This window comes from Veillonella parvula, from assembly GCF_902810435.1.
In the GTDB taxonomy this organism is placed as follows: Bacteria; Bacillota; Negativicutes; order Veillonellales; family Veillonellaceae; genus Veillonella.
Genome location: NZ_LR778174.1, coordinates 455526 through 467922 on the forward strand (window position 1 = coordinate 455526; position 12397 = coordinate 467922).

At 39.9% G+C, this 12397-nt stretch carries 10 protein-coding genes and 3 tRNA genes; 11 read left to right on the forward strand and 2 right to left on the reverse strand.

Going from position 1 to position 12397, the window contains the following annotated elements:
* Nucleotides 1-144 precede the first annotated feature (144 nt).
* The 8 genes from purD (at nucleotide 145) to FNLLGLLA_RS01860 (ending at nucleotide 9693) form a co-directional block, all read left to right on the forward strand.
* Complete coding sequence (gene purD, locus FNLLGLLA_RS01825; RefSeq protein ID WP_156697155.1) at nucleotides 145-1407, forward strand: phosphoribosylamine--glycine ligase; 1263 nt, start codon at nucleotides 145-147, stop codon at nucleotides 1405-1407.
* Between the two features lie 262 nt (nucleotides 1408-1669).
* Nucleotides 1670-2812, forward strand: a complete 1143-nt coding sequence (locus tag FNLLGLLA_RS01830) for an isochorismate synthase (RefSeq protein WP_156697156.1) — start codon at nucleotides 1670-1672, stop codon at nucleotides 2810-2812.
* A 40-nt stretch (nucleotides 2813-2852) separates the two neighbouring features.
* A complete protein-coding gene (gene menD / locus FNLLGLLA_RS01835) occupies nucleotides 2853-4751 on the forward strand; it encodes a 2-succinyl-5-enolpyruvyl-6-hydroxy-3-cyclohexene-1-carboxylic-acid synthase (RefSeq protein WP_174892196.1) in 1899 nt (632 codons plus the stop codon).
* Nucleotides 4748-5608 (forward strand): 2-succinyl-6-hydroxy-2,4-cyclohexadiene-1-carboxylate synthase, encoded by an 861-nt coding sequence (gene menH, locus FNLLGLLA_RS01840; RefSeq protein WP_156697158.1) that lies wholly within the window; start codon nucleotides 4748-4750, stop codon nucleotides 5606-5608. Before menD ends, menH begins: the two co-directional genes overlap by 4 nt.
* Nucleotides 5609-5612: 4 nt before the next feature.
* On the forward strand, nucleotides 5613-6455 hold the full coding sequence (menB, locus tag FNLLGLLA_RS01845) for a 1,4-dihydroxy-2-naphthoyl-CoA synthase (protein ID WP_004693709.1): 843 nt from the start codon (nucleotides 5613-5615) through the stop codon (nucleotides 6453-6455).
* Nucleotides 6456-6675: 220 nt separating this feature from the next.
* The gene (menE, locus tag FNLLGLLA_RS01850; protein WP_156697159.1) at nucleotides 6676-8160 is read left to right on the forward strand and encodes an o-succinylbenzoate--CoA ligase; all 1485 of its coding nucleotides are present in this window, start codon (nucleotides 6676-6678) and stop codon (nucleotides 8158-8160) included.
* A 7-nt stretch (nucleotides 8161-8167) separates the two neighbouring features.
* On the forward strand, nucleotides 8168-9319 hold the full coding sequence (gene menC / locus FNLLGLLA_RS01855; RefSeq protein ID WP_156697160.1) for an o-succinylbenzoate synthase: 1152 nt from the start codon (nucleotides 8168-8170) through the stop codon (nucleotides 9317-9319).
* Complete coding sequence (locus tag FNLLGLLA_RS01860) at nucleotides 9316-9693, forward strand: PaaI family thioesterase (protein ID WP_156697161.1); 378 nt, start codon at nucleotides 9316-9318, stop codon at nucleotides 9691-9693. The genes menC and FNLLGLLA_RS01860 overlap by 4 nt, the downstream gene beginning before the upstream one ends.
* Nucleotides 9694-9930: 237 nt before the next feature.
* Here FNLLGLLA_RS01860 and FNLLGLLA_RS01865 read toward each other — a convergent pair whose 3' ends face one another.
* Nucleotides 9931-10551 (reverse strand): DUF2939 domain-containing protein, encoded by a 621-nt coding sequence (locus FNLLGLLA_RS01865; protein WP_004697968.1) that lies wholly within the window; start codon nucleotides 10549-10551, stop codon nucleotides 9931-9933.
* A 335-nt stretch (nucleotides 10552-10886) separates the two neighbouring features.
* On the opposite strand from FNLLGLLA_RS01865, the gene FNLLGLLA_RS01870 reads away from it, so the two are divergent.
* The 3 genes from FNLLGLLA_RS01870 to FNLLGLLA_RS01880 all read left to right on the forward strand — a co-directional run bounded on the left by FNLLGLLA_RS01870 (nucleotide 10887) and on the right by FNLLGLLA_RS01880 (nucleotide 11157).
* Nucleotides 10887-10962: transfer RNA gene (locus FNLLGLLA_RS01870), tRNA-Asp, on the forward strand.
* A 21-nt stretch (nucleotides 10963-10983) separates the two neighbouring features.
* Nucleotides 10984-11059, forward strand: a tRNA-Phe gene (locus tag FNLLGLLA_RS01875).
* 12 nt (nucleotides 11060-11071) lie between these two features.
* A tRNA-Leu gene (locus FNLLGLLA_RS01880) sits at nucleotides 11072-11157 on the forward strand.
* A gap of 92 nt (nucleotides 11158-11249) precedes the next feature.
* On the opposite strand, the gene FNLLGLLA_RS01885 is transcribed toward FNLLGLLA_RS01880, so the two are convergent.
* Entirely contained in the window at nucleotides 11250-12323 is a 1074-nt protein-coding gene (locus FNLLGLLA_RS01885) for a tyrosine-type recombinase/integrase (RefSeq protein ID WP_174892197.1), read from the reverse strand.
* Nucleotides 12324-12397 lie beyond the last annotated feature (74 nt).

Here is a 12397-nt window from a genome sequence, read left to right on the forward strand (position 1 = left end):
TAGTTAAGAATTTTAGCGGATTGTTAAACACGATTAGGGCAAAATATCTATTGAACGGTCAACAATTATTGATGTTTGGAGTGGCCCCGTTATGTGTTTATATTATTATGAATTTGATGGCGTTTAGGCGCCGATGGAGGACTTATGAAAGTATGTGTAATCGGTAGCGGCGGCCGTGAACATGCATTGGCGTGGCGATTGTCCATCAGCCCTAGCGTAACAAGGGTATATGCTATTCCTGGTAGTGCGGCTATGTCAGATTGTGCAGAGCTAGTTGGCATCGATTGGCAACAAAGCGATCATTTAATTAGCTTTTTGAAAGATAATCAAGTTGATTTAGTTGTTGTTGGGCCTGAGGCTCCTTTAGTAGCGGGCTTAGCAGATGTACTTAATAAGGCGGGGATTCCAGTTTTTGGTCCATCCAAAGCAGCAGCTCAACTAGAGGGATCAAAGGTGTTTGCTAAAGACCTCATGAAAAAATACAATATTCCCACTGCTGCGTATGGTGTATTCCATAAGGTAGATGAAGCGAAAGCTTTTATTGCTCAAACAGGAGCTCCTATTGTTGTTAAAGCTGACGGATTGGCGGCAGGGAAGGGTGTTGTAGTAGCCATGACCATCGATGAAGCGAATGCAGCCGTAGAAGATATGCTCAGAGGTAATCGATTCGGTGATGCAGGCAGCACCGTTGTTATCGAAGAGTTTATGGAAGGCGAAGAGGCTAGTTTATTAGCCTTTGTAGATGGCAAGACCGTAGTTCCTATGATTGCCTCTCAAGATCATAAACGCATCTTTGATGGTGATAAAGGGCCTAATACAGGTGGCATGGGGACCTATGCACCGGCCCCCGTTCTTACAGATGCATTGCGGGACGCAGCGATGAAAACCATCTTAGAACCTATGGTAGCGGCTATGGAAAAAGAAGGCATGCCGTATGTAGGCTGCCTTTACGCGGGGCTTATGATTACTGACGAAGGTCCTAAGGTGGTAGAATTCAATGCGCGCTTTGGTGATCCTGAAACACAAGTTGTATTGCCGCTGCTGGATAGTGATTTAGGTGAGATTATGATGGCCTGTGCTAAGGGCACATTAACCTCTAATATGGTGAAATGGAAAGATTCCTCAGCGGCTTGCGTTATCCTTGCTTCTAAGGGCTATCCTGAAACTTCATCTAAGGGCGATGTCATCAGTGGGGATATTAAACAATATGACACAACCATTGTATTCCACTCTGGTACAAAGCTTGTTGGTGAAAATTATGTCACTAATGGCGGTCGTGTGCTTGGTGTTGTCGGACTTGGCAAAGACCTTAGAACGGCACTTGATAGAGCCTATGAACGTATAGAGCATATCGACTTTGAAGGCATGCAATATCGTACAGATATTGGGGCTAAGGCTTTTAAATAAAGTAACAACATTTTGAATATAATGAAAACCTCTACATTCATGCACGACGCATGCGGTGTAGAGGTTTTATTTTCTACCTTTTAACTGTTACCTATGATATAATAAATTAGATATAAAGAGGGCCCATCGACGTGTGATGGCGTTAGGCTCATCTCAAAAATTTGGAAACTTATTGATGACGCCTGACGTGTAGAAGTAAATCTTCTACACGTTAGGTGTTTTTACTATAGTCTATTTTATTTCTTAATAGCGATATATAACTATGATATATAATAAAGAACCGTTAGAACTGAATAGTCCGGTAGCCTTTTGGCTGAATTTTCCAAACGAAGAACGCGTATTTTGGTTGGATCGTCAAAGTGACCGCATCGTTGTAGGCGCTAAACGTTTGGCGACGGTCAAAGATGATGAAGATCGCCATAATTACGCTTACGTGTTTTATGGAGATACTTTTTTTGAAAACTCTAAGGACCCTAAATGGGCTGGCATGGGTCATGAAATGATTGCTTTCACCCATTACTACATCGTAGAAAATGGGGAGTCTTTTTACTTGCACGCTGGTGAAAGCGTCCCTATTACAGATTTCGAGGTGCCTCGAGTTCGCCATAACTACAAGGAAACCAGTGATGATAAGGCGGCTTGGGATAGTTTGATGAACGCTATCGCTGATGGTATTAGTAGTGGTGAAATGACGAAGGTCGTTTCTTCTCGAGAGGTACAGTTTACTAGTGAAACACCATACAATGTGGCAAGTATTTTGGCAAATTTAGTAGATAATAATCCAAATTGCTTTATCTTTGGTTACGAAAAGGATGGACGCACCTTTGTGGGTGCATCGCCAGAGATTCTAGTTCGCCATCGAGGTAGTGAAATTCTCAGCTATGCCTTGGCGGGGACAGCGCCTAAACATGGACCAAATGCGTGGACTAAGGAACAACTGTTAACGGATAAGAAAAATCTCTTTGAACATAATATCGTCCGTGACCGTATTGTGGATATCATGAAATCTATTACTCCGGAGGTTATAATAGGTGAAACGGGTATCATGGAGCTGGCGCATCTATATCATTTGCGCACCATTATTACTGCAAAGGATAGCACAAAATCCCTCGTGGAATGGGCAAAGTTGCTCCATCCTACACCGGCTCTCGGTGGTGAACCGCGAGAAAAGGCGTTGGCATTGCTACAAAAGTACGAAGCTCATGAGCGCGGCATGTATGCAGCACCTTTTGGCTTTATGAAAGATATGGGGGACGGTATTGTCATCGTTGCTATTCGATCTGCCCTCATTATGGATAATATTCTTTATGCCTATGCAGGATGTGGCGTCGTAGCCGATTCTGATGCGGATGAAGAGTACGCAGAAACTAATAATAAAATGCGCACCATTTTGGATGCGTTATAATAAATTTCCAAACCCTTAGAAGTTGTTGAAAGGGAATATAATGAACGAATATATTGCTGCCTTGGTAGATGAGTTTTACCAACTCGGCGTCCGGCATGCTGTGTTTAGCCCTGGTTCTCGTTCTACGACGATGGCTATGCTTTTCACGGAGTATGAAGGCTTTGAAACATATATGAATATAGATGAGCGCTCTGCTAGCTTTATGGCACTTGGCATTGCAAAGGCTCATAAAGAACCAACTGTGTTAGTTTGTACATCCGGTTCCGCAGTGGCTCATTATTTGCCCGCTATTTTAGAGGCTCAATATAGTGGGGTACCTCTTATCGTATTGTCTGCCGATAGACCTTATACCTTGCTACATACAGGGGCTCCACAAACAGTAGATCAACAAAAAATCTTTGGTACAGCTGTAAACTATTATGAAGAATTATCGGTGCCCCAAGATGAGCATTACTACACATATCCACGACAAGTAGCACGCAAGGCGTATATGAAAGCTATGGATACTAAAAAAGGACCCGTGCATATCAATATACCTCTCTTTGAGCCATTAGTGCCTGAACTGGACCGTAAGCACTTTGAAGCGGGACGTAGCCCTTACAAAGTATTTAAACCTAATTACGGTGATGTGTTTAGCTATCAGAATAGAAGTAATAATACAAGTAATGTAAGTGGCTTAAGTGACGTAAGTGACGTAAGTTATACTAAAAATACTACTGATAATAGTGCTAATAACACTAATAACTTTAATAACGCTAATAACTCTAATAACTCTAATAACTCTAATCTATTGCTTGCACAGTATAAGAGAGTCCTTATTTTAGCTGGTCCACAAATTGATGTAGATGAAGTTGAGTCTATTCATTCCTTTGCGGAGAATTTACAAGCTCCTATCTTGGCGGATCCATTGTCCAATGTAAGACGCTGTCATAAGACTGGTGCTATTGTTGCCAATCATGAAGTTGCTAGCAATCGTAACAATGATACAGATATGATTCAGAAAAAACATTTCTCTGATGTTGTCATTTCTACGTATGATGCGTTTTTAGCGGATAAAGACCTATGGCCTGTACTAAAGCCAGATTGCGTAATTCAGTTTGGCCAAATCGTTGTATCGAAACGGGTACAGCAAATGGTGGCAAGTTGGGATAATGTGGAGTATATTGAGGTATATCCCACGATGGACTCCATGAACCCTATGGGGAAAACCACCATACACATGCAAGCAAACATCGATATGTTTACGTATTTGTTCGCTGTAAAGAACGAATCTAATGCATATCTTAATAGATGGCAACGTTTAGACGTAGCTGGTAAAGCTCAACTAAGTACAGCTATAGAAGAACCAAGTTGCTTTGAAGGACGCACAATACGTGAGTTGCAACAGCATATTCCTGACAATAGCCAAGTACTTGTGGCGAATAGCATGACCGTTCGCTACTTTGATTACTTTTGGCTTTCTGGGGAGTCCGATGCTGTTCTTTACGGTAATCGTGGTGTTAATGGTATCGATGGTACAGTTTCCACTGCGCTTGGACTTGCAACGAATCATCAGCCTACATATCTCGTAACGGGTGATTTGTCTTTATTCCATGATCTAAACGGTTTAGCGGTCGCTAAAACGCACAATCTCAATTTGACGATTATTTTGCATAATAACGATGGAGGCGGTATTTTTGAATATTTACCGCAAAAGGGAACGAAATATTTTGATTATTTGTTCTCTACGTCACAAGGTTTAGATTATAGTGGGGCTGCTAAACTCTATGGCTGTGGGTACACTAAAATCTCTGATCCTGATGAATTGGTCCCTGTATTAGCTAAAGTTAGTGAGGAATCTGGCGTTCATATTATTGAAATACCAACAGACCGGGAATATAGTCGTCAGTTACATAGGAAATATACAAACGTTTCAGTTGATATGGAGGCATTACTATGAGTCAGTATTTTTGCAGTATTGTAGATAATGCTTTGTGTAATCCAGCTCAGCGCATGTATTTTGACTTGGGAGAGTATCGCTACGGTTTGACTGTGGTAGGTGAAGGGGAACCTATTGTATGTTTCCACGGCTTCTCTGAATCAAGCTATACTTGGGATGCTATTAATCTGCCGGGGTATCGAGTGGTTCGTATTGATTTAATCGGACATGGCGATTCAGATATTCCTGATGAGGATAAGGCCTATACCATTCCTCAAATGATAGAGGACTTGCACACAGTTATCTATCACATGGTTGGTGAAAGCTATTACCTTATGGGCTATTCCATGGGTGCTCGTATTGCACTTTCCTATGCGTTGGAGTATGAACGTGAAATCAAAGGTCTTATTCTTGAAAGTGGTTCGGTAGGCATCGCTTCTGACGCTGAGCGAGCAGCACGCCGCAAGGCGGATGAAGACTTAGCAGTTCATATCGAAGAGCATGATGGTGCTTGGTTTGCTGCACGATGGGCGGAAGTACCTATTTTTGAGAGTCAAAAACAGCTTTCAGAGGGGGTAGAAGAATTAATCTATCTACGTCGTTCCAATAATAGCCCATATGCCTTAGCTTGTACGTTGCGTGGGTCAGGGCAGGGCGTAATGCCTTATGTAGGGGATAAATTAAAAAAATTCTCTGTTAAAGGTTTATATGTGAGTGGCGCATTAGATACAAAATATACTACAATAGGAAGAGATGTATTTGGCAAGTTGCCAAGTTTTAATCATGTCATCGTCGACGGGGCGGGGCATAATGTACATATAGAGAAACCGCAGGTTTTTGAACGAGCGGTATTGGATTTTTTACAGAAGAAAGGTTAAGTCCATGAGCAAATTTGATTGGAAAGTATTGGATCGTAATTATGAAGATGTAATTTACGAAACATATAATGGCATTGCAAAGATTACTATTAACCGTCCAGAAGTGCGCAACGCATTCCGTCCTAAAACGGTAATGGAGTTAATTGATGCTTTCACAGTAGCTCGTGAAGATAACGAAGTAGGCGTAATCGTATTGACTGGTGCTAACCACGGTAAGGGCGAAGATAAAGAGGCATTCTGCTCCGGCGGTGACCAAAGCGTACGTGGTCACGGTGGTTATGTAGGTGAAGACAATGTGCCTCGCTTGAACGTTCTCGATTTACAACGCTTAATTCGCGTCATCCCTAAACCTGTTATTGCAATGGTTAATGGTTATGCTATCGGTGGCGGTCATGTATTGCACATCGTATGTGACCTTACAATTGCTTCTGAAAATGCTAAGTTCGGTCAAACTGGTCCTCGTGTAGGCTCCTTCGACGCTGGTTATGGCGCAGGTTACTTGGCTCGTATGATTGGTCACAAACGCGCTCGCGAAGTATGGTTCTTGTGCCGTCAATACACAGCAGCTCAAGCGTATGAAATGGGCATGGTTAATACTGTGGTACCATTCGACAAATTGGAAGAAGAAACAGTTCAATGGTGTAGCGAAATCCTTGAATTATCTCCAATGGCTTTGCGCATGTTGAAAGGCGCTTTCAATGCCGACACAGATGGCCTTGCAGGTTTACAACAATTCGCAGGGGACGCTACATTGATGTACTATACAATTGATGAAGCGAAAGAAGGTCGTGACGCGTTCAAAGAAAAACGGAAACCTAACTTCAAACAATTCCCTAAATTCCCTTAATTGGGAGTCGATACAGTCCTATATGACGGACTATATTAACGGTTAAAACAACAAGTGCGCCTCTATAGGAGGCGCCTTTCTTGTAATATCTCTTTATTTATCATATTTCAATTATTATTTTTTAGTTATTACTTATTATTTACTATTTACTATTTACTATTTATTGGTAATTGGTAATTAGTGATTACTTATTAGTGATTAGGTTTAGATACGAGGTGAGATGATGGAGTGGTTACGTTATGGTGCACAGCACTACCCTAATCGTATATGCATAAATGAATACACCTATAACGATATATACCGTGGCGTACTCCATGTAGCTCGTAATTTAGTGCCTTTAGATGCATCTCGTGTGGCTATCTTATCCGATAATTCTTTGACCATGGCAATGTATGTGTTGGCTGCTATGCTAGTTCACAAAGAGGTCCTTTTACTCAATGTACATCTTAAACCAAACGAAATAGCGAACCAATTGGATCAATTAGGTGTTACCACCGTATTACATAGTAAAGAACGACGTAATCAATTGCCTGATGCCGTTGAAACTCAAGTATCAAATTTAGTTGCTCCTATAGTATCAGATTCTGTTGAAAATCAGTTATCTCATTCCGTTGGTTTGGAGGCTGCTAATTCAATTGTTACAATTGAGTTTGAAACTTTAGAAGGTATTCTATCGGATTTAGCGGGCGAGGATTCCTTTGATTGGACCTTTGCGGACGCAGACATAGCTGCTATCATGAATACGAGCGCTACTACGGGGCAATTTAAGTCTGTACCGCTTCGATGGGGACAAATTAAAACTCATGTACAAGCATCCCAAGAGGTACTAGGGAAAACAGAGCAGGATAATTGGCTAATGGTACTGCCTCTGTTTCATGTGAGTGGTTTATCTATCTTGATGAGGTCTCTTTATAATGGAACGGCTGTCACTATTTTGCCTAAATATGATGAAGCTCAAGTTCTCAAACTCATAGAATCTGAGAATATTAATATGATGTCTTTAGTGCCTACCATTCTGACTCAATTAGAGCCACATATTACAAATCATAAGTTACGCGTTATCTTGCTCGGTGGAGAGTTCATTCCGATGGCACTAATCGATGCTTGTGAAAAGAAATCGCTGCCTATCTTTAAGACCTACGGCATGACGGAAACCTTTAGTCAAAGCGTTACCTTTTCTGTATTGGATTATCCTGATAAACGAGAATCTGTAGGTAAGCCATTGCCTGGCATGCAGGTTCGCATCGATAACCCTGATGCGGATGGGGTAGGCGAAATTCATTTGACGGGCCCGATGGTTATGTCTGGGTATATCAACAAGGAATCTATCGATGGAGACTTTAATACAGATGATATTGGTTACATCGATGAGGATGGCTTTGTTTATATTTTGAATCGTCGTAAGGATCTCATCATTTCTGGGGGTGAAAATATTTATCCTAAGGAGCTAGAGGATTTGGTCTATACGTTGCCATCGGTGAAGGAATGTGCCGTTGTGCCTGTACCTGATGCTAAATGGGGACAAGTGCCAGCCCTCTTTGTGGCCTTTCATGATGGTAAAAGTCTGCTACCAGAGGATATTCTAGCTTTTATGTCGAACTCTTTAGCGAAATATAAGGTTCCAAAATATGTAAAAGCATTAACCGCATTGCCTCGAAATGGAACTGGCAAAATATTGCGCAATGAATTGAAATTAGAAAACTGAGGCGCTTATGAATGATATTTTAAACTTTAAAAGTATAACTACATATCGCCTTAAATTACCGCTGAACTTTAACTTCAAGACCGCCAAGGGGGAGGTAAAAGAGCGGGAAACCATCGTAATCCGTATCGAGGATCAACAAGGTTATGTAGGGTATGGGGAATGCGTAGCTTTCACAGAGCCATTCTATACATTTGAGACAGTAGAAACCTGTTGGAAAACCTTAGTAGATGATTATATCTTTAATCTGCGCTTGATGCGGCCTAAACCGCTCATGACCTATGTACGACAATTACAGTTTTGGCTCAATCGAGATAATATGCCTATGGCCATTGCGGCTCTAGAAAATGCACTCATTCATCTTCATTGCGAACGAATAGGTGTAAACTCTGTTTCTTATATTATGGGACAAGCTTTACAAGATACTATTGAAAGTGGTGTCGTTGTCGGTGATGTACCAATAGACAAATTACTCGATATTGTAGAGTGCCATGTTACAAGTAGTTGTAAGCGGATTAAATTAAAGGTAAATCCTGTAGATGGTTATGAACGAGTAGCTTTAGTTCGCAAACATTATCCGGATTTAGTTTTAGCGGCTGATGCAAATCGAAGCTATTCGTATCAAGAAATCGATAAGGTGCGTCAGTATGATGATTTAGGTCTAGCTTGTATTGAAGAGCCCTTTGCGATGGCAAACCTTCAATCTTATAGAGATTGGAAGTGGGAATGTCTTAATGATGACGATTGGAAAATCTATACGCCAATTTGTTTAGATGAGTCCATTTTAGGATATGATGATCTGTCCTATGCTATTGAATATGACTTAATCGATGTGTTGAATGTAAAAGTAGGGCGAATGGGTGGTCTTATTCCAACGAAAGCGGCTATTAATCTATGTAGAGAACGTCATATTCTATATTGGATTGGTAGCATGGTAGAGTCAGGGGTTTCTAAAATGCTTCATGTCCAGCTATCCGCATTAGGAGATTCCTATATGGCAGGGGATTTATCTGACTCAAATAGATATTTTGGACAAGATCTTATTTTCCCAGATTTAACATTTAAAGATGGTGTTATGCATGTTCCCGATGGAGATGGACTAGGTGTAACAGTCTTTGATGATAGACTAGAGTCGTATTGTGTGGAGAAACGAACACTATGAATTTAATTGAATCCTTACAAATTGATGCTCCTCGTATGACGAGTGATAACACATGTATTGCAAAAATGAATTTAACTGAGTTTCACAAACAACCACAAGGCTATTTAAACGGTGGTGCTACATTAGCTTTTGCAGAAATTATTGCAGGTATGATGAGTAATGAACTGGTAGATTCTCATAAATTTGGTGTAGGACAATCTGTAACTGCTAACCATCTACGCCCTGTAAAGTGTGAAGGATCCTTAACAGCGTTAGGAACTTTACTAGTAAAAGGTAAGACATCCCATGTGTGGCGCTTTGATATGATAGATGATGCACAACGCCTTATCTCACAAGTGACTGTAACCTTGGCTATTGTAGATTTTGATAGATAAAATCTCATTTTTAATGGATTTAGTTATATTTGCTAATTAAGTTATGTATAATTTCGTCCTACATGAGAACTTACGATTGTTAAGATTATAGGATAATAAAAGGACAGTATATACTTTTCAGTAGATACTGTCCTTTGTTGGTTTTACAATGTAAATGGCTCATCTAGAAAAACGACATAGCTCTTTTTTACGTTTTCTAAGATCTGTAATTTAAAATGTTAGAAAAGACAAAGATATTTATTTTCTAGTGATAGTATATAGGTCCTCGATATCAGGAATATCGTAAATTACCCATGTTCCATCTCCTAAATGACGCATCAAAACTCTTATATCTTTTGTCATATTCTTTTTATTATTTTGTATCGTTACAGTCACAGTAGCCGTATCACCATTATCTTCTGACTTCAGGTTTTTAACCTCTACATCATGTTCCTTAAATAGGCGACCTTCTACAAGACGATCTACCATAGACTTATTATCATCATTTGCTGTAGTAGTATTATTGGTAGGTGATTCAGATTTAAAACTGTCAGGATCTTCGATATATGTCCGTATTACGTCTTCGATAAGAGCTGGTCCAAATGTTTTGGTAGCGGCTATTGTAGCTTTACCAAGTGGGGTAGATGTATCGACATATTTATTGCCTTCTCGTTCTACAATGTTTTTTACAATGGATTTTATATCTACGTGGCGTAATGCTTCGTCTGCATCTTTATCTTGTACTGCTTGGTGAATGATTTTTAATGTGTAGGCTGGTGTATGTGGTACATACCATAAGAAGTACCATGCTGCGGCCATCGCTCCTACAATAGCTATGATAAGAGCGATAATAATACCTTTTGAATTGAACTTATTCATAGCGAATCCTTTCATGTTTCTATAGCGGCATTTTCATATTGAATATATACATATTGTAGCATATTGAGTAAAGAATAGGATGATTTCTAGTAAAGGGTATACCTATTATAGCTTATAGAGAAAATTGTACTATTGCGAAAACTGATGAATTATGACGATAAAGGGTGGATTCCTGTAATATAATATAGAGATACTTTTATAAAAGCTATAAAATAACGATTATCAAATATAATCAATTATTTTCATAGATTTGTAATAATATTTTTAAAAAAAATAGTTGCATTGCTCTAAAATCCATGATATTATGTACAAGTAGTCAACGCGAGTTGATACGCGGCCCCGTGGTGTAGCGGTTAACATGTCGCCCTGTCACGGCGAAGATCGTCAGTTCAAATCTGATCGGGGTCGCCATTTTTTTTTACAAAAAATCATGCCTCGGTAGCTCAGTTGGTAGAGCAACGGACTGAAAATCCGTGTGTCGACAGTTCGATTCTGTCCTGAGGCACCATTTGTATTCCATGCGGTTGTGGTGGAATGGCAGACACGCCATCTTGAGGGGGTGGTGAGCTAACGCTCGTGCGGGTTCAAGTCCCGCCAACCGCACCAAGCTAATAAAATAAGGGCTTACAGGTAATTCTGTAAGCCCTTATTTTTGTTTGACATCATAAAGTCTTATGGGGGTTGACATCATTTTGACATCAGAATATTTTAGAGATGCGTTCCACGATGTCATCCTCCATTTTGGGAGTAACGTGAGAGTAAGTATCCATTGTTTCTTGAAATGAAGCATGTCCTAGACGTTCTTGTATGGCTTTCATATTTGCCCCGTTTTCAATAAGAAGTGTGGCGTGGGTATGTCTTGTACCGTGCATAGTAAAAGTTGGCTTACCGATTAAATTGGCGTATTTCTTACATAACTTGCTGACTTCATCAGGGCAGCGAGGACCACCTTTAATGCCAGGAAATACTAAATTATTATTAATCCAGTTCATCGTCTTGATTCTGCGCTTATCGATGACTGTTTTATGTTTCATAATTTCTTGAAGTGTATCCGCATCAATGGCTATTATCCGTTTAGATGATGTAGTTTTAGTCGTATTGGATATAACTGCAGTTGATCCGATTTTGAGTGCTGTTTGTGAGATAGATATGGTCGATTTCTTAAAGTCGATATCAGACCATCGTAAGCCTAATAATTCTGAGCGGCGCATGCCAGTTGCAAATGCTAATTTAAAGAGTGCGTGATGCTCAGAATTAGATATATTAGATAAGAAGCTCTTAACTTCATCTACAGACAACGTTACCATATGGCGGACTTTAACTTGCTTTGGTCTGTCTATATTTTTCATATAATTTTTAGGGATGATATCATCTTTCACTGCTTGCTCTAAGATAGAGCCTAGAATTGTCATCGTATAGGAGATAGTTCTTGATGACAATCCGTCCATTGACTCAAAGACATAGCGTAATGTATTAGGTTTTATTTCTGCTAGCTTTACACCGCCAATTTTATCCCGGATATAACGATTTATGATTCCCGTATAACTTTGATAGGTGGCCGGAGTTATGGTTTTCTCTTTTAGTTGTAACCATATATTAATCCATGTATTTAATGAGATGGTAGCATCGAAATTGGCGCATGATTGGTTAGCGTTTATATATTTCTCCATAGATTCTATGGCAGCTTTCTTGGTACTACCATAAAAGTATTTTCTCCTACCATTTATCACCTTAGATACCTGGTAGCGGCCGTCAGATCGTTTTTTAGCCATAAAAATAACCTCCTCGGCTTAATAAAATAGGTAAAACAAAACAAGCCTTAGAGGTTTTATGTGGTATAATGATA

Coding starts and splice junctions, on each gene's coding strand:
- purD (WP_156697155.1), top strand. CDS start 145: ATGAAAGTATGTGTAATCGGTAGCGGCGGCCGTGAACATGCATTGGCG.
- FNLLGLLA_RS01830 (WP_156697156.1), top strand. CDS start 1,670: ATGATATATAATAAAGAACCGTTAGAACTGAATAGTCCGGTAGCCTTT.
- menD (WP_174892196.1), top strand. CDS start 2,853: ATGAACGAATATATTGCTGCCTTGGTAGATGAGTTTTACCAACTCGGC.
- menH (WP_156697158.1), top strand. CDS start 4,748: ATGAGTCAGTATTTTTGCAGTATTGTAGATAATGCTTTGTGTAATCCA.
- menB (WP_004693709.1), top strand. CDS start 5,613: ATGAGCAAATTTGATTGGAAAGTATTGGATCGTAATTATGAAGATGTA.
- menE (WP_156697159.1), top strand. CDS start 6,676: ATGATGGAGTGGTTACGTTATGGTGCACAGCACTACCCTAATCGTATA.
- menC (WP_156697160.1), top strand. CDS start 8,168: ATGAATGATATTTTAAACTTTAAAAGTATAACTACATATCGCCTTAAA.
- FNLLGLLA_RS01860 (WP_156697161.1), top strand. CDS start 9,316: ATGAATTTAATTGAATCCTTACAAATTGATGCTCCTCGTATGACGAGT.
- FNLLGLLA_RS01865 (WP_004697968.1), bottom strand. CDS start 10,551: ATGAATAAGTTCAATTCAAAAGGTATTATTATCGCTCTTATCATAGCT.
- FNLLGLLA_RS01885 (WP_174892197.1), bottom strand. CDS start 12,323: ATGGCTAAAAAACGATCTGACGGCCGCTACCAGGTATCTAAGGTGATA.